Source organism: Streptococcus sp. 2022WUSS083 (assembly GCF_044427155.1).
Taxonomy (GTDB): domain Bacteria; phylum Bacillota; class Bacilli; order Lactobacillales; family Streptococcaceae; genus Streptococcus; species Streptococcus hashimotonensis.
Map to the genome: position 1 here is coordinate 175,877 of NZ_JAOTGK010000004.1, position 17,694 is coordinate 193,570.

The following is a 17,694-nucleotide window of genomic DNA, read 5'->3' on the forward strand; positions in this document are numbered from 1 at the left end:
TTTATTAGTTCTATTGTATCACAATTTTAATGTTATAATACAAGAATTATAAAATTTTTTTCAAGTTTCCATATTCGCCTGCAACTTTTATTTTTGGTATAATGTAAAACAGTAACAGACTAGAAAAGGAAAATTATGAAACTCATTTCTTGGAACATTGATTCTCTTAACGCTGCATTGACTGCAGAGTCTCCTCGCGCCCTATTATCACGTGCAGTCATCGATACACTTGTGACAGAAGACGCTGATATTATCGCCATTCAGGAAACAAAATTGTCAGATAAGGGACCGACTAAAAAGCATCTAGAAATTTTGGAAAGCTACTTCCCTGGATATGCCAATACCTGGCGTTCATCTGTAGAACCAGCTCGCAAAGGCTATGCTGGTACGCTCTTCCTCTACAAAAACCATCTAACTCCAACCATTACCTTCCCTGAGATTGGTGCTCCAACAACCATGGATTCTGAAGGGCGTATCATCACGCTAGAATTTGATGACTTCTATGTCACACAAGTTTATACGCCAAATGCTGGTGATGGCTTAAAACGGCTTGCTGACCGTCAAATCTGGGATGTACAGTATGCTGACTACTTAGCAAAACTTGATAGCCACAAACCTGTTCTTGCAACAGGTGACTACAACGTTGCTCACAAGGAAATTGACCTTGCTAATCCCGCAAGTAACCGTCAATCTCCAGGATTTACAGATGAAGAACGTCAAGGTTTTACAAATCTTCTAGCAAAAGGTTTTACAGATACCTTCCGCCACTTGCACGGTGATGTTCTCAACGCCTATACTTGGTGGGCACAACGTAGCCGCACCAGTAAAATCAATAACACAGGCTGGAGAATTGATTACTGGCTTGTCAGCGACCGCATCGCCGACAAAGTAAGTAAGTCAGATATGATTGACTCCGGTGCTCGTCAGGACCATACACCAATTGTGATGGAGATTTCATTCTAACAGTGGATATTAATACTCAATGAAAATCAAAATCAGACTAGGCGACGCAGATGCAGATAGAACTGAAGTTCATCAAATCAAGTCAACAACGTCTGATTTTGATTTTCGAAGAGTATAACGTGATATCAATTATCAGATAACAGATATTAAAGGCTTAAAACCCGTAGGTCTATTGCAAGGGTTTTGAGTCTTTATTTCTTATCACTCTACCTTGTTTTAATCCGCTCAATTTGAAAACGGTGTCATTTTGTGGTAAAATAAATATATAGATATACATTAAAAGGAGGGATTATGGACCACAAAATTATCGAACGCAAATCTCTAACTGTTTCCTCTGTTGTGAACGGTTTATCTGGACTAGCAGGTATTGCCGTTTATATCATGACTGACCTAAACGCCCTCCTCCTAGACGGAGTCTTTTCTCTAATAGCATTTATTTCGTCCTTAGTTGCAGTTTATATATCGAAAAATAGCCATCGGAAAACCGAGACTTTTCCACAAGGACTGTATTTTCTAGAACCTTTCTACGCTATCATGAAATCTCTCGCAACTCTACTACTCCTTGTATTTGCTGTACTTGAAACTAGCGCGACAGCCTTTGCTTACTTTGTTCATGGAATCGGTCATCAAATGACTACTGGTCCCGTTCTCCCTTATACCATAACCATGTTTTTTGTCTGTATGGGGCTTTACCTATACAACCGCCATATGAGTGCCAAAGTCAATCATCTGTCTACTATCATATTAGCAGAAGCAAAAGGCAACCTTGTAGACGGACTCATTTCAGGTGCTATTGGAATTGCAACTCTTCTGCTCTATCTTGTTCCTATCAACTCTTGGTTCGACTTCCTGCATTATACTGGCGACTTCTTTTTGACACTAGCACTAGCAATCATTTCATTTAAGGAACCTTGGAACTTATTAGTGGCATCTTTCAAGGAACTTGCCAACGGAACGATCCATTTCCCTGAGATACATGATTCTATCTATCAGCTATTGGAGCCTTACTTAAAGGAAGATAGCAATGATGTCGAAATCCATATTTTCAAACAAGGCATGAAGATTCGCGTTAAAATCAATCTCCACAATGTCCATCACGAAATTATCCAAAAACTCTTAGAAGATAAGCCTCAGATGCTCTATCTTTTGAAAAAACATCATGAATATATTTCAATAGAATATGCGCTATAATAAACAAAATCTCGGCTTATAAACCGAGATTTTCGTATTTTGTTCGATAGCCAATCTGTAAGATTTTACCATCCTGAATTAGTAGGGGACGCTTAATCAGCATACCATCATTAGCTAGAAGATTAAGTGCCTGCTCCAAGCTAAGACTATCAAACTTATCTTTCAAGCCTAATTCACGATAGCTATTCCCAGAAGTATTAAAATACTTTTTCAATTCTAGTCCTGTCGCCTCCATCCAAGCTTTTAGCTCTTCAGCACTAGGCGGTGTTGACTTAATGTCAATAGCTTCAAATTCCAATCCCAAACTCTTCAGCTCCGCCTTTGCTGCTCGGCAAGTCGAACATTTTGGATACTCATAAAATAAAATCATCTTTCACCTCAAATTCTGGATTCTCATGTCGCAAGAGCCAGATTTTCTTATCCAGTCCACCTGCATAACCTGTCAACTGTCCTTTCTGATTGAGAACTCGGTGACAAGGAACAATAATAGAATAAGGATTACGCCCAACTGCACCTCCTACTGCCTGACCAGAACGAAGGCCTAGTTGCTGAGCCAGTTGTCCATAGGTAGTTGTCTGACCAATCGGAATCGTCTTCAATAATTGCCAGACATGCTCTTGGAAATTTGTTCCCACAGCTTCTAATGGAAGGTTTGAAAAGTCCACCTGATCCCCTGAAAAATACTGGTCAAGCAATCGAGCTGTCTGGTCTAAAATGGGATGGGAGGCTAAAATAGCTTTCTCATTCAAGCCTCGTTCAAAATATTTTTGTCCCTCAAACCAGGCCCCTCTCAATCCCTTATCACTAGCAATTAATGACATGGGGCCAAGTGGACTGTGATAGATTTGTTTATACAGCATGATTAGTTTTTATTCTGAATGACACGCACTTTGACAATTGCATCCGTTGCTTCAAATTTAGCAACCAACTGCTCAATTTTCACTTTATCCGCTTCATCCAAATCAAGTAAAGTATAGGCATAGTCACCTTTAGACTTATTGATGATATTATCGATATTGATTCCCAACTCAGATACAGCCGTTGTGATCGTTGCTACCATATTAGGAATATTCTTATTAATCAAGGTAATACGATACGGTGCATCTAGGAATTGTTTCACATTTGGGAAATTGACTGAGTTGATGATTTCACCCGTCTCCATAAAACGACGAATGGTCTGACCTGCAGCAATGGCACAGTTGAGCTCTGCTTCCTCTGTTGACCCACCAACGTGCGGGAAGACGATAATGTTGTCCTTGTTGAGTACTTCTTCTGTCCCAAAATCCGTGATATAGTTCTTGATAACTCCTGCCTCAATTGCTTCAAACAAATCAGCATTATTAACCAATTCACCTCGTGCAAAGTTTATCAAGGTTGTTCCTTTTCTCATTTGACCAAAACTATCCGCATTGAAGAGTCCTCGTGTCTTATCTGTCAAAGGAACATGAACAGTAATATAATCCGCATTGGTAAAGATTTCTTTCAAGTCATCCACACGTTTGACATGGCTTGAAATGGTCCATGCAGTTTCTACTGATACATAAGGGTCGTAACCGAGAACATTCATTCCCAAACGGCGGGCATCGTTGGCAATACGCGCACCGATAGCACCAAGTCCGATAACACCAAGAGTCTTACATGAAATTTCTGTCCCAGCAAACTGCTTCTTACCTGCTTCAACCTGCTTAGGTACATCATCTCCTGACAATGTATTTGCCCATGCAGTCGCTCCGATATAGTCACGTGCTGACAAGAGGATGGAAGCAATGACTGCCTCTTTTACGGCATTGGCATTGGCACCTGGAGTGTTAAAGACAACAATACCTTTCTCTGTTGCCTCTTCGATTGGAATATTGTTAGTCCCTGCACCAGCACGGGCAATAGCTTTTAGATTTTCAGGAAAATCAAATCCATGCAAATTTTCAGATCGAATAATAAAGGCATCTGGATTTGCTGCATGATCTCCGTCAATCTGGAATTTATTGCCTAATTCCTTAAGACCAATTTGATTGATATTGTTAAAAGTACGTACGCTAAATACCATTTATTTTTACCTAAAAAGGCGGAATAGCTGCCGCCTTTTCTTTCTTTATTTCATTAATTATTTCCGAGTAACCAACGGTCGTCTTCACTGATTTCCTGGTAAAGACTCCGCTCGCTCTTGTACTTGATTTTTTGATAGACTAGACGTTCTCCATCTATTGGGACTTTACCACAATAGACATAGCCTAATTTTTTTAGAATGTGCTGCATTGTCTTATTCTGCTCATGGGTATCACAGCGGAAATCCGGTCCTTTTTGACCTTCAATTAAACCTTGCAAAAAAGTTTGTATGATTCCTTGACCACGAAATTCGTCAGCTGCTGCAATTCTATGAAATGTTGTATATACCGGATGATTGTGCTGCCATTTTCCTTCATATATGGCCTCATATTCTGCTTCTTGACCACGATGAACGGCGGCATAAGCTGCCACCTTACCGTCAACTATACCAACGTAACCTCTGCCAGAAAGAATGTCATCAAAGATATTCTCTTTATTAGGATACTCTCCCTGCCATTGATTGATACCAGAGGTTGCTAGAAATGCACGAGCATCTTCAAGAATATTGACAATAGCCTCCATCTCATTTGGATGTGCTAATCTAATTTCCATTAAGCATTCTCCGCTGCAAATTTTTTCATGAATTCAATCAATTCAACCACACCTTGTCGTGGGAAAGCATTATAGAGCGACGCCCGCATCCCACCTACTGAACGGTGACCTTTGATGTTTTTAAAACCAGCTGCTGTTGCTTCTTTGACAAATTTAGCATCTAATTCTTCACTTGGTGAGACAAAAGGAATGTTCGCTACTGAACGCTCTTCTTTTTTACGAACAGGGTTTGTATAGAAATTAGACTGGTCGATATAGTCATAAAGCAAACCAGATTTTTCACGGTTGATTTTCTCCATCTCATCGACACCACCAATTTCTTTTACCCATTCAAAGACGAGTTTAGAAATATAGATAGAATAAGCTGGTGGCGTATTATAAAGAGAGTCATTTTCTGCTTGAATACGGTAGTCCAACATGCTTGAAAGCATTGGTTGATCATTGAGGAAGTCCTCACGAACAATCACCACCGTCACACCAGCAGGACCAATATTTTTCTGAGCGCCAGCATAAATCATGGCAAAATCTTCAACATTATAGCGAGCCGCTAAGATGTTTGAAGACATATCGGCAATGACTGGCACGCCATTGGTATCAGGAATATCATAAACTGCTGTTCCCTCAATAGTGTTATTTGTTGTCAAATGCACGTAAGCAGCAGTTGGATCAATATCATTTTTATCGAAGGTTGGCAATTCTGCATAGGTAATATCTTCCGTTGATCCAAGCAAAATTGGTTCAAAGGCAATTGTTTTAGACAGCTTCACAGCCTCAGTATAGGCTTTTTTACCCCATGAGCCACCTACAAGATAGTAGGCTTTCTTGCCTTGAGCGAAGTTGAGGGGAATCATTGTGAACTCCAAAGAAGCTCCACCTTGCAAGAAAATAACCTTGTAATTATCTGGAATGGCCATCAATTCACGAAGCGTTGCCTCAGCACCTTTAATAATATCATCGAAGTCCTTGGAGCGATGCGACATCTCCAAAACGCTCATTCCCGAACCATTGTAGTCCAAGAATTCAGCTTGGGCGCGTTCAAGTACTGGTTTTGGCAATACTGCAGGACCTGCAGAGAAGTTGTAGATTGTCATAAAATCCCTCCATTAAGTTAGTCTGTTCATTATATCACAAATATTCAGACAATTCCATAAAATATGATTATTTTGTAAAAATATTCGGATTTCTTATATTTATTCTACTTTCTAAAGAACCTCTTACTTTTAGCCATAAACGAGCCACTTACCTCACAGGGATTTATCAGTTTTCAATGAGAATTTTATGACCAGATTTGACTGTTTGGGGAGTGTCGTCAATTGCTATCTGCATATTAATACTCAATGAAAATCAAAAGTAGCTTAGCTGGGATATAGTTGAAGGCTGGAAGTATAGAGAACTGTGTTCGCGTCATTAAGCCGAAGATAGAACTCTGTTACTTTCTCATTTCAAGGTAACAGGCTGAAAAAATCCACTGGAGCTTTTCACTCATCAAGGCTCTTGACAACGGATAATTTTGATTTTCGAAGAATATAAGCTTGCATAAACATACAAAAAAACTAGGTCTTAACCTAGTCCATGATATATATCGTATACTTCTTGTTTTTTGAGTTGGTAGCGTTTGGCCACTTCTTTGATAGCCTGATTAGGTTTTATACCACTTGCAATTTCCCTTTCTACCTCAGCCTTCAAGTCCACTTCATCAGCAGAAGGATAGACTTCCTCACCAGCACCCTCGACAATAATCAAGCATTCTCCCTTAAGTGGATTTTCTTCCAAATACTCTAGTAATTCGGAAATGCTTCCTCTCTGGTATTCTTCGTATAACTTGGTCAATTCTCGAACAACCGTTACCTGACGATCACCATAAACTGCCAACATATTTTCTAAGGTATCTGCCACACGATATGGAGATTCATAGAAAATTTGCGTCTCAGGATAGGTCTTTTTTTCTTGGAAAAATTCTTTTTGCTGCCCCGATTTTCTCGGTAAAAATCCATAAAAAATATGTGGCTGGGGTGCCAAACCAGATGCAATCAAGGCTGTAATTCCCGCCGATGCTCCTGGAAGTGCTACAACAGGAATATCCTCCGCAATCGCTGCCCCTACCAGGTCATGACCAGGATCCGAAATGGAAGGCAGGCCTGCATCAGAAACTTGCGCAATAGACTGACCAGATTTGAGCCAATCAATCAAAACTGGAATTTTTTCATGGGCATTGTGTTCATGAAAGGATATTTGCTTGGTTTCTACTTCAAAATGTTTGAGTAGGAGGCCTGTATTTCTCGTATCTTCCGCTGCAATTATATCCACTTCTTTCAAAATCTGAACAGCTCGAAATGTCATATCCTGTAAGTTTCCAATAGGCGTTGGCACCAGATATAAAGTCCCAAAACTCGTCTGTCCCTTAAATGATTTTTGTACTTTCATCCTAATCTCGATTCAATAATTCTACACAGAACATACAAGGTTCATCATTATCCCTACGTTGACCATAAGAGAAGGTACAAATATGGAAACCATCTTCGTAAATATTCTCCAAATTCTCCTTACCAAAGTTGGAAGATTTATGGCCTGTCTTATCTTCTTTTTCCAAACGTTCGCGCAACTTGGAATTTTCCAAGCGGAGGGTCGTATTTTCATCAATAACTCCCTGTAAATGCTTTTTGATAGCATCCACTTCTGCCAACGTGGTTAGAAGATTCTGCGAAAAATCATCTAGGGCATCAAAAATTTCTTTTTTATCCATTATCTCCCTTTCTTTTATTTTACAGAGTTATATACTCTAGACTATTTTGTAGACTTACGTTTGCCTGCCACATCTTCTTAGCCTTAAGAACAGCATCCATTTTTTCGCGTACGTTTGCCGATTCCATCATTTTCTCAGATAATATCAGACTCAGAAGGTCAAACAAACGTCCCTGCTCAGCTTTTTCCACAGCTAAAGACACTAGGATTCCAACTTGCAAATAAGCACGTGTAGGCTCCACCAAGAGCAAGTCTGTAAATTTCTTTGTCTGTCCCATCAAATCTAAAAAGTTTTTATTTTCTGCTAACTTTTTCGCTTCTTCTTGACTTGAAACCAGTTGAGCTAAGAGATTCGCTTGTGTTTTTAACAAGCCCTCCTCTTCTAACATTCGCTCCATGGCCGGAATATTTTTAGGAAAACCTATAATCTGTGTCCGACTCTTGATAGTAGGAAGGACAGCTTCTTCCTGATTGGTCAATAAGAAGATGTGAATGGCTGACTGAGGTTCTTCAATCACTTTTAGCAAAGAGTTGGCTGCGTTAGCATGCATTTTCTCAGCATCACGAATAATGAAAACCTGCTTATTGGATTCAAATCCAGATTGTGAAAAATTCTTAACTAATTCACGTATCGTATCTGTTTTGATAACATTTCCCTGCGGTGCAATAACAGTAAGATCTGAAAACTCATTTGCTTCAATTAGGCGACAAGACCGACACTTCTGACAAGGAAGGACGCCTTCTTTCTCCTGACAAAATAACGATTGACTGAGAAAAATTGCCATATCAAAACTAGCAAAGTCACCTGAAAATAGATAGGCATGCGCCAAACGTCTCTGCTCTAAAATTGTCACAAAACGTTGAAATACACTGGGTTGTAAGTTTCTAAGTTCTTCAATCTTCATGTTCTTTCTGCAAACCGTTTCTTAATGACCGCCAGAGCATCTGCAACAACAGCCTCTAGTGGCTGACTGGCATCAATCTTTACAAACCGCTCTGGTTCCTGCTCTAAAATACTAAGATAGCCTTGACGCACCCGTCTATGCATATCTGCTTTTTCCATATCCAAGCGATCCACATCACGGTCAGCATTGCGGGCAATTCGAGCCAGCCCCTCTTCTGTATCAATATCAAAATAGAGGGTTAAATCTGGCTTTAAACCATCTGTTGCAAACTGGTTGAGCCAATGAATATCATCTATATCCAAGCCCCGTCCAAATCCTTGATAGGCAATAGAGGAATCGATAAAACGATCAATCAAGAGCAATTTCCCCTGTGCCAAGGGTGGAAGAATCTTCTCTTTCAAATGCTGACGTCGTGCTGCAATGAACAATAACAGCTCCGTCTTATCATCCATCGCTGTATTTGCAGGATTCAGAATAATATTGCGAATTTCTTCTGCAATCGCCACCCCACCTGGCTCTCTAGTTGTGACTACTTCTGGCCCCAATTCCTGCAAGGCTGGTAATAACTGTTGCAATACCGTCGTTTTCCCTGCCCCATCTGGACCTTCAAATGTAATAAAAAAACCGTTTCTCATCTTTCCCTCGCTCTTAGTACCAGTATGCACAGTTCAGCACTTCACTTGTGAAGACTGGTTCTTAGATATTCATTCCATTTTACCAAAAATTAGTCAAAAAATCACTTGAAAATTGACTTGTTTTTAAGGAGAAAATCTTTTAAAATTGATATATACACATATTCGGAGATGCTTATGGTTCGTTTGAAAAATATTTTACTTATTTTGCTTGGTGCAGGGCTATTTGCCTTTGGGCTAAATTATTTAATCATGCCCAATCGTCTATTCGAGGGTGGCGCAACTGGATTGACGCTGATTATTTACTACCTTTTTCATATTCAACCTTGGATAATGAACATTGTGATTAATATTCCATTGTTCATCCTCGGGTGGAAAATACTCGGAAGGAAGACTCTCTATCTCAGTATCTTAGGAACCTTTAGCGTTACCTTTTGGTTGGCCATTTTTGAAAAAATCCATTTTTCAATCAATCTACAACAAGATTTGCTACTCGTTAGTATCCTTGGTGGGATTCTTATGGGACTAGGATTAGGAACCATCTTCCGTGCTGGCGGAACGACTGGGGGAAGCGATATTATTGCTCGTATAGGTCATAAATTCCTACCTTACTCCATTGGACAAATCATTCTTGCAGTTGACATCCTCATCCTAACTCTGATTGTTATTGTTTTTAAAGACCTCCGAACAGTTCTATATACTTTAATGATGGTTGCTATTGCTTCCAAGGTTATTGATTTTGTCACGGAGGGCGGATATGGTAGCAAGGGGGTTATGATTGTTTCTCAAAAATCTGACCAATTGGCTCAGGCTATTGATTGTGAAATCGAGCGTGGTGTCACCTTTATCAAAGCACAAGGTTTCTACAGCAAAGCCGATGTCAACATGATTTACTCGGTCATATATAAGAGCCAACTCCAAGAGATGAAGGAGCTTATTCACCGCATTGACCCCCACGCATTTATCACCATTACAGACGCACATGAAGTACTCGGTGAGGGATTTACTTTAGATCGAGATAAAAAACCAATAGAACGCCATTAAACAAAACCTGCAGTTTCGCTGAACTGCAGGTTTTATATTATTGATTGGTTTCAAGTGGTTGCTCTGCCTCAGACTGTGCTACTTTGCCTTGCTCCAGCAAAGCAGCAATGATTTTTTGATCGCGTAGCTTAACAGAATCGTTGATAGTCTCTGCTGACCGTACAATAGCTGCCTCCAACTCCCGACGTTTCTGACGCCCTTCATCTATAGCTGCAATAATGCCCTTATTTTGGGCAACCAAACTTTCTGCCAATTTGGTAACAGATGCTACTGAAAGGGTCGGATTCTGAGCTGTGCGTTCCATCATCGGGATGGCTTCTTTTGATGTATCCGCAAGCATTTGAAGGGCAGCATTATTAGCATTGACAATCGCATCTGCCGTCTGGCTAGACTTGATAGATTGTTGTAAGATGCCCAACTGTGCAATGGACAATTTCATTGTTGGAATAGTATTGCGACGTAACATCCCAAGGCGCTGTTTCATATCCGAAGAAACCTTGACCAGATTACGCATCTGCGGTGTCGTTGTCCACGCGACATACAAGCGACTCATATACTCAGAATATTGTTGTTCGAGGATATTAGCAACCTCTGTTACACGTGCTAACTTCTCAGAAGCTACTTGATAATCGACTGTAGTCGGTACTAAAGTTGCGAGGTTTTCTTGTGCCAATTTCGCACGCTCTGCCGCTTCCTGACCAGTCGCTTCAATAAAGGCGATGACCCCCACCAAATTCTCGATAGACTTGGTATTATTTTCAATCAAAAGCTCTGCAGAAACAATATTGCGCGCCAACACCTCTTCTTGCTTGACCACACTGGCTGCCATGCTATCCATTTTCTTTTCAATGGTCTGCGAATCAAAATAAAATTCCTGCAAATCATTTTTGGTCTGCTTGAACAGGCGTTGGAAGAAACCTGGTTTCTTTTCTAATTCAGCAGTTGTGGAAATGTCCTTATACTTAGCCACAAAACCATTCAATTCACGGTTGGTATTGGCCAAAAGCTCATCCACCTGTGGAATTTCAATCTTCTTCTGTTCTGACAAAATGTGATTGACCGTGGCATTGACTTCTTCTACCGCTTCCTTACCAAAATCCAAGAGGGCATTTTGATTAGCTAAGAAATTATCCACCAATTGGGGAGCCTTGGCACGAATACCTGTTTGTTGTTCCGGTGTCAACTGTGCCAAAAAAGACACTTTTGAATTATCTCCAGTCGGAGTCGCTTGAATAAGCTCTGTTGTCTTATCTTTGGTTGATAAACTATTATTAGCAATCTGATCAATATCGAAATTAAATCCTGACATCTTCTCTATTCCTCTTCTCTTTTCATCATACGCAGACTGACTTCAAAATCTTTCATATCCGCTTCGTTAAATTGTTTGATGGTATCATCCAAATCCTTATCAAACATTTCCATGGCTGATTTTGCCTGCACCAATCGTTCTTCTGCGTTAAAATAATCTTTCGGTGATTTTTTGATTTTCAAATACCCCTGTAAAATATCATTAAACCGATTCATATTGGCCTCATGGATAGCTGTCAATTCTTCCCGCTTATCTGTCGCCTTTTCCAGCTTTTCAAAAATAACAAGATTGTCTCTTTGAATATTACAATAGGTTTCTAGAATTTCAGGAGCTAAATCCGCTATCATGCCTTGTTCATCCATCGCAGCATTAGCACCAGTAGAAACCTGTGTGTCAGTATTTTCTTCTGTTTTAGCTTCTGGCAGTTTTAAATGATATTTTAGTTGCAAGGTATCTACAACTTCTTTACTTTCATATCCATTCAGATATTTTCCAACTTTTTGATAGAGCTGATCTAATTCAAATAATTGTCCTAACAGTCTGCTTCGCAACTGTAACACAACCTTATCCTCACCCTTTTCCACCAAGAGCTCTTGATGCTTTTCATAGCCCGAACGAATAGATAGCGCTAATACCTGCAAGCGTTTTATAGAATCTCTATTCAAAAAACGCTGGATAGCCTCTCTCTTGTAAAAATAGCCAATTAAAAGTCCAATGGGCAATAAGATATACCAGAAACTCATGACAAAACCGATTGCCAATAAAACAAGGAGGGCCACAAGTCCTGAATTATTTTTACCATATTTCTTATACTTTTTATATTTGTGCCCCATAGAGCCTCCTCATACGTGATATACTTTATTATATCACATTCCCCTAAAATACTAGAATGATAGCTAAAGAAAAAAACCGAGAAATCTCGGTTTTTAAATATTTTTAGCAACAGTCGGAACCAAGCTATCCACTTGGATACCTGCACCCTCGAAAAGAGTTCGAACTTCTTCAACATCAACTTTTCCGTCAATCTGTACTTCGATGACAACTTTTCCAGACTTGGTAGCAAGTTGTACAGTAGATACAATATTATAATCCTTATCTGCCACCAATCGAATAATTTTTTCTAACTCCCCTGCCTTATTTTCAACAAGGAACCGAGCGCGTACCCCTTCCTCTCCATAACCTGAGACATGAAGAAAAGCTGCAAAAATATCACGATCAGTAATGACCCCATACAGTTGACCGTTATCAACAACTGGAAGAATCCCCACTTTGTTTTTATACATGAGATAAGCAGCATCTTCAAGACTAGCGTAACCTGAGACTGTAATAACATTCTTAATCATCACATCCTTGACCTTAGTCTTATTCAAAAGGTAGTTCATCTCGTAAATAGATAGGCTAGTTGCTTTCGATGGACTAGCTTCTGCGATCGTTCCCTCAGTGACCAAACCAACCAACTTATCATTTTCAATAACAGGTAGACGGTGCAAATCCTGTTCACGCATAATATCTGCAGCGTGTGCAATGGTTGTATCTGGTGAAATATAAACAACTTTACGGGTCATAAAATCTTTAACAGACATAGGACTTCCTCCTTTGGTAAATCATACTTTATTATACCACAAATCCGAAAACGATTTCAATATTTAATGAAAAGAAATGAAAATCAATTCTTATATAGTACCTTGAAAGGAATGTGGGAATAATCTCTGTGCGTTTTTAAAAATTCCAAGGCTTCTTTTTTTACCTGTACGAGATTGACACCTTGGGCATTGGCTCCATAGACACATCCACAATAGCACTGGCGATAAATGTCATACTCTTCACACATTTGAACTGAACGCTGATAGCCTCCATTTTTCTTAAAGTCACTCGGAAGATACTGGGTATCGAATAATTTCTGCACCTCAATCCCAACAGCATTAATGGTCTGCGAATTCTTATGTGGACTGATTGTCAAAGCCGAACCAAAATAGTCAAAACCAAGCTCAACTGCCTTCTCCGCAGTCTTATCCAACCGATAATCATAGCAAACCTTACACCGATCTCCCCCCTCTGGCTCATTGGCGAGATGCTGAGTTTTCTTGAAAAATTCCTGAGGGCTATAGTCAGCTTCTAGGTAGCCTACCGACTGTCCAGTTTTCTGATTAAATTCTTTGACAAATTGGGCCGTCACGGCTGCCCGCCGCTGGTACTCCGCCTTTGGATGAATATTGGAATTCGCAAAATAGATGGTTACATCTGCATATTGAGTCAAGTACTCCAATGTATAGGTCGAACATGGTGCACAACAGACATGCATGAGAATTTTCGGTCGAAGCCCCGCTTCCTGCCACGTGCTTGCCATTTTTTGAAACACTTTATCATAGTTAACCTTTTGATTCGGTGATAGAGTCGATAAAATCTCTTCAACTTTAATCATACAAACCTCCAAATATACATTCATTATACTATATTTGAAGACCACTGCATAGATAGTAACAACATGAGAGAAGGCTCCCCATTTCCAACCTAAAAAGGTACCCCAGACCTTGATATAAAGAAAACCGCTTACCAGCGGTTCTCATTTCCAACCTAAAACAACCCGTCAGGTTGGGGACAAACCAGCAACATGCATTGCTGGTTTTCCTATCTCCCGATTAAAACAGCCTATCCGAATATAAAAAAACTGCCTGCCGGCAGTTCTCATTTCCAACCTAAAAAGGTCCCAAAAAATGAACAAAATGAAAGACCGTCTGCCGACGGTCCCTATTTCCAACCTAAAATGAGGCGTCAGCCTCATTTTAGCCACCCAGATATGCTTTTTTGACTTCTTCTGAGGCGAGGAGTTCTTTTCCTGTTCCTGAGAGGACAACTTTTCCTGTTTCTAGAACATAGCCACGATCTGCAATAGCGAGAGCTTTGTTGGCATTTTGCTCAATCAAGAGGACAGTTGTTCCTTGTTTTTGAATATCTTGGATAATATCAAAAATTTCTTGGATAAAGATCGGAGCCAAGCCCATTGATGGCTCATCAAGGAGCAAGAGCTTTGGTTGGCTCATTAGGGCACGTCCCATTGCCAACATCTGTTGCTCACCACCTGAAAGGGTAGCTGCATCCTGGTTTTTACGTTCTTCCAAACGTGGAAAACGAGCAAAGATTTTTTTCAAGTTTGCTTGGTTTTCTTCACGATTGTTACGAAGGAAGGCACCCATTTCCAAGTTTTCCATAACAGTCAAGCCTGCAAAAACATGACGACCTTCTGGGACTTGTGATAAACCGTCCGCTACGATTTTACGAGCAGGAACTTTTTGAATCTCATTTCCAAGGAAAGAAATCGTTCCAGCTGATGGACGAACAAGTCCTGAAATAGTACGAAGGATAGAGGTTTTACCAGCACCATTAGCGCCGATAAGTGTTACAACTTCACCTTCATTAACCTCAAAGCTAACATCTTTAACAGCTTCGATAACACCGTAGTTAACGGAAAGATTTTTTACTTCTAACATTGCCATTAAGCTTCACCTCCAAGGTAGGCTTCAATTACACGCTTATTATTACGAATTTCTTCTGGTGTACCATGGGCAATCAAACGACCGTACTCCAATACGTATATCCGCTCCGTTACTTCCATAACCAAGCTCATATCGTGTTCGATCAAGATGATAGTAATGCCAAATTCTTCTTTGATTTTACGGATGAGTTGGGTCAATTCTGCCGTTTCTTGTGGGTTCATACCAGCCGCTGGCTCATCCAAGAAAAGAATTTTGGGTTCAGTCGCAAGGGCACGAACGATTTCCAAACGTCGTTGTTGACCGTAAGGAAGGTTTTTAGCTAATGTATCTGCATCTCCATCCAAATCGAAGATTTTCAAAAGTTCAATCGCTTTTGTTTTCAACGCTTCTTCATTCTTATAGAATGCTGGAAGACGGAAGAAACTTGCAAATACTTCTGATTTTCCATGGTTACCAAGACCAATCAAAACATTTTCCAAAACGGTCATATTTTTGAACAAACGAATGTTCTGGAAAGTACGACCAAGACCAAGCGAAGCAATTTTTGATGGTGCTTTACCGTTCAAAATAGTCCCTGCAAGAGAAATTGTCCCCTCGCTTGGCTCATAAACACCTGTTAAGAGGTTGAAAAGAGTCGTTTTACCAGCACCATTTGGACCGATAAGACCAACCAATTCCCCTTCATGAAGTTCCATAGTCACGTCACCAACGGCAGTCAGGCCACCGAAGTTCTTGGTTAAATCTTTTACTTCAAGTAATGCCATTACTTAACCTCCTTCTTCTTTAGTAGAGCCGCTACACTGAATTCCTTAGTTCCCAAAAGACCTCCAGGACGGAAAATCATCAAGAGAATAAGAGCTAATGAATAGATAATCATTGAAATATCAGAGTAACTCTTGAGGAATACGTTCAAAATACCAAGTACAATGGCTGCTACAAAGGTACCTGTGATAGAGCCCAAACCACCCAATACAATGATAATCAAAACGTTAACGGAGGTCATAAAGGCAAAGTCTTTCGGAACAATTGTCCCAACGTATCCTGCATGGAGACCACCTGCAATGGCTGCCGTCATGGCACCAAATACAAAGGCTGAAACTTTAACAAATGTTGGATTGACACCTACAGATTCTGCCGCAATTTCATCCTCACGAACAGAAATTGTAGCACGTCCCATCGGACTGCGTAAAAAGTTAACTGTCACCAAGGTTGTGATGATTACAAAAATATAAACTAAAGGCCAGCTTGTAAAGAGTGGAATAGACATAATACCTGCTGCACCATTCGTCACACTACCACCATTGATAATTAAAATACGAATAATCTCTGCAACACCGAGAGTCGCAATTGCAAGGTAGTCACCTTTCAAACGAAGGGTTGGAATACCGACTAAAAGAGCTACTGCACCTGAGATTAACATCCCAACAATCAAGGCGATAGCAAATCCACCATAAGTTGGCATCATTTTCCCAAGAATACCTACTGCGTAGGCACCAATAGCCATAAATCCAGCATGTCCAAGTGAAAATTGACCCGAGAAACCAACAATCAAGTTTAAACCAACTGCCAAGATAATTTGAATACCGATTTGCTGAACAATCTGGATGTAGTAAAAATTCAGAATCCCTGCTGATACAAGACCTTGAATAAGTCCAAAACCAGCCAATAAGATAGCCAACCAAATCGCATTAACTTTTAAATTTTGCTTCATGGTTACACCTTCTCTTTCACATTTTTACCAAGAATACCACTTGGACGCACCAAGAGGATGATGATCAAAACAGTATATACGATCGCATCGCGGAAAGTATCGAATTCAATCACATAGGTGAATGTTTCGATGATACCGATAACGAAGCCACCAAGCGCAGCACCTGGAATAATACCGATACCGCCCAATACTGCCGCTACAAAGGCTTTCAAACCTGGGGTCATCCCCATCAAAGGCTCAATCTGGTTGTAGTAGAGACCTAGGAGAACACCCGCAGCACCCGCAAGAGCTGACCCAAGAGCAAAAGTAAAGCTGATTGTACGGTTTACATTGATCCCCATAAGCTGAGCTGCATCGCTATCTACAGAAACCGCACGCATGGCTTTCCCCATTTTTGTACGTTTGACAATTAATTGAAGAGCGACCATCAACGCAAGCGATACACCAAGAATAATCAACTGGATATTGGTAACAGAAACTGGACCAAGGTTAAAAGTCACAGCTTCGATTGCTTGTGGAAAGGCTTTTACGTCTGCTGTAAAGAATTTAATCATAGTGTATTCCAAGAAGAAGGATACACCGATAGCCGTAATCAAAGCTGCTATACGCGTTGAATTACGCAAAGGACGATAGGCTAAAAACTCTATAACGACACCGAGAATAGCCGTCCCTACCATCGCTAAAATGAGAGCAACAAAGAAACGCATTCCACCATCTGCAATAAAAGTTAAATTATTTAATAGGAAGTACCCCATAAAAGCACCCATCATATACAAATCACCATGGGCGAAGTTAATGAGTTTGATAATTCCGTACACCATGGTATAACCAAGGGCCAAAAGGGCATAAACAGAACCAAGAATCAAACCATTGACAAGTTGTTGAAGCATAGGTTCACCAATCTTTCTAAATATTTTTCGAGCTCAATAGCATTGTTACATTATACAAAATTTTCTGAAAATAAGCAAGTTAGATAGAGAGTTTAATCATTAAAATTACAGAAATTTTAACCAAATTTTATATCAGCATGTCTACTATTCTATACATT

General features: G+C 40.1%; 20 protein-coding genes. 3 read left to right on the forward strand and 17 right to left on the reverse strand.

Annotated elements, in window-relative coordinates; genetic code table 11:
* The first annotated feature begins 135 nt into the window (after positions 1-135).
* A complete protein-coding gene (locus ODU41_RS06695) occupies positions 136-963 on the forward strand; it encodes an exodeoxyribonuclease III (RefSeq protein WP_012775042.1) in 828 nt (275 codons plus the stop codon).
* A 291-nt stretch (positions 964-1,254) separates the two neighbouring features.
* Complete coding sequence (locus tag ODU41_RS06700; RefSeq protein WP_044673772.1) at positions 1,255-2,154, forward strand: cation transporter; 900 nt, start codon at positions 1,255-1,257, stop codon at positions 2,152-2,154.
* Positions 2,155-2,170: 16 nt separating this feature from the next.
* On the opposite strand, the gene ODU41_RS06705 is transcribed toward ODU41_RS06700, so the two are convergent.
* From ODU41_RS06705 to tmk, 9 genes are all read right to left on the reverse strand, one after another.
* The gene (locus tag ODU41_RS06705; RefSeq protein ID WP_002935368.1) at positions 2,171-2,524 is read right to left on the reverse strand and encodes an arsenate reductase family protein; all 354 of its coding nucleotides are present in this window, start codon (positions 2,522-2,524) and stop codon (positions 2,171-2,173) included.
* On the reverse strand, positions 2,508-3,014 hold the full coding sequence (locus tag ODU41_RS06710; protein ID WP_024381555.1) for a methylated-DNA--[protein]-cysteine S-methyltransferase: 507 nt from the start codon (positions 3,012-3,014) through the stop codon (positions 2,508-2,510). Before ODU41_RS06710 ends, ODU41_RS06705 begins: the two co-directional genes overlap by 17 nt.
* Positions 3,015-3,016: 2 nt before the next feature.
* Positions 3,017-4,198, reverse strand: coding sequence for a phosphoglycerate dehydrogenase (locus ODU41_RS06715; protein ID WP_398578807.1), 1,182 nt, complete (start codon positions 4,196-4,198; stop codon positions 3,017-3,019).
* A gap of 53 nt (positions 4,199-4,251) precedes the next feature.
* Positions 4,252-4,809 (reverse strand): GNAT family N-acetyltransferase, encoded by a 558-nt coding sequence (locus tag ODU41_RS06720; RefSeq protein ID WP_044668689.1) that lies wholly within the window; start codon positions 4,807-4,809, stop codon positions 4,252-4,254.
* On the reverse strand, positions 4,809-5,900 hold the full coding sequence (gene serC, locus ODU41_RS06725) for a 3-phosphoserine/phosphohydroxythreonine transaminase (RefSeq protein ID WP_015646952.1): 1,092 nt from the start codon (positions 5,898-5,900) through the stop codon (positions 4,809-4,811). Before serC ends, ODU41_RS06720 begins: the two co-directional genes overlap by 1 nt.
* A 469-nt stretch (positions 5,901-6,369) precedes the next feature.
* The gene (gene rsmI, locus ODU41_RS06730) at positions 6,370-7,233 is read right to left on the reverse strand and encodes a 16S rRNA (cytidine(1402)-2'-O)-methyltransferase (RefSeq protein ID WP_015646954.1); all 864 of its coding nucleotides are present in this window, start codon (positions 7,231-7,233) and stop codon (positions 6,370-6,372) included.
* 1 nt (position 7,234) lies between these two features.
* Positions 7,235-7,552, reverse strand: coding sequence for a DNA replication initiation control protein YabA (gene yabA / locus ODU41_RS06735; protein ID WP_002935361.1), 318 nt, complete (start codon positions 7,550-7,552; stop codon positions 7,235-7,237).
* A gap of 19 nt (positions 7,553-7,571) precedes the next feature.
* Positions 7,572-8,456 (reverse strand): DNA polymerase III subunit delta', encoded by an 885-nt coding sequence (locus ODU41_RS06740; RefSeq protein ID WP_024381557.1) that lies wholly within the window; start codon positions 8,454-8,456, stop codon positions 7,572-7,574.
* Positions 8,453-9,091, reverse strand: a complete 639-nt coding sequence (tmk, locus tag ODU41_RS06745; protein ID WP_024379691.1) for a dTMP kinase — start codon at positions 9,089-9,091, stop codon at positions 8,453-8,455. Before tmk ends, ODU41_RS06740 begins: the two co-directional genes overlap by 4 nt.
* Before the next feature lie 174 nt (positions 9,092-9,265).
* Here tmk and ODU41_RS06750 point away from each other — a divergent pair, with 174 nt between their 5' ends.
* Complete coding sequence (locus tag ODU41_RS06750) at positions 9,266-10,132, forward strand: YitT family protein (RefSeq protein WP_024401799.1); 867 nt, start codon at positions 9,266-9,268, stop codon at positions 10,130-10,132.
* Positions 10,133-10,169: 37 nt separating this feature from the next.
* Here the strand turns inward: ODU41_RS06750 and ODU41_RS06755 are convergent, their stop codons facing one another.
* From ODU41_RS06755 to ODU41_RS06790, 8 genes are all read right to left on the reverse strand, one after another.
* Positions 10,170-11,441 carry a toxic anion resistance protein gene (locus tag ODU41_RS06755; protein WP_398578808.1) on the reverse strand — a complete coding sequence of 424 codons (1,272 nt, stop codon included), beginning with the start codon at positions 11,439-11,441 and terminating at the stop codon, positions 10,170-10,172.
* Positions 11,442-11,446: 5 nt separating this feature from the next.
* Positions 11,447-12,274: a hypothetical protein gene (locus ODU41_RS06760; protein ID WP_398578809.1), complete on the reverse strand. Its 828-nt coding sequence runs from the start codon at positions 12,272-12,274 to the stop codon at positions 11,447-11,449.
* A 93-nt stretch (positions 12,275-12,367) separates the two neighbouring features.
* Positions 12,368-13,024, reverse strand: coding sequence for a CBS domain-containing protein (locus ODU41_RS06765; protein WP_002935353.1), 657 nt, complete (start codon positions 13,022-13,024; stop codon positions 12,368-12,370).
* Positions 13,025-13,107: 83 nt separating this feature from the next.
* A complete protein-coding gene (locus tag ODU41_RS06770; RefSeq protein WP_398578810.1) occupies positions 13,108-13,863 on the reverse strand; it encodes an epoxyqueuosine reductase QueH in 756 nt (251 codons plus the stop codon).
* Between the two features lie 361 nt (positions 13,864-14,224).
* On the reverse strand, positions 14,225-14,935 hold the full coding sequence (locus tag ODU41_RS06775; protein ID WP_002937288.1) for an ABC transporter ATP-binding protein: 711 nt from the start codon (positions 14,933-14,935) through the stop codon (positions 14,225-14,227).
* The gene (locus ODU41_RS06780) at positions 14,935-15,699 is read right to left on the reverse strand and encodes an ABC transporter ATP-binding protein (RefSeq protein WP_002937291.1); all 765 of its coding nucleotides are present in this window, start codon (positions 15,697-15,699) and stop codon (positions 14,935-14,937) included. The genes ODU41_RS06775 and ODU41_RS06780 overlap by 1 nt, the downstream gene beginning before the upstream one ends.
* Positions 15,699-16,646: a branched-chain amino acid ABC transporter permease gene (locus ODU41_RS06785; RefSeq protein ID WP_002937293.1), complete on the reverse strand. Its 948-nt coding sequence runs from the start codon at positions 16,644-16,646 to the stop codon at positions 15,699-15,701. Before ODU41_RS06785 ends, ODU41_RS06780 begins: the two co-directional genes overlap by 1 nt.
* 2 nt (positions 16,647-16,648) lie before the next feature.
* Positions 16,649-17,536: a branched-chain amino acid ABC transporter permease gene (locus ODU41_RS06790; protein WP_044671020.1), complete on the reverse strand. Its 888-nt coding sequence runs from the start codon at positions 17,534-17,536 to the stop codon at positions 16,649-16,651.
* Between the last annotated feature and the right edge of the window lie 158 nt (positions 17,537-17,694).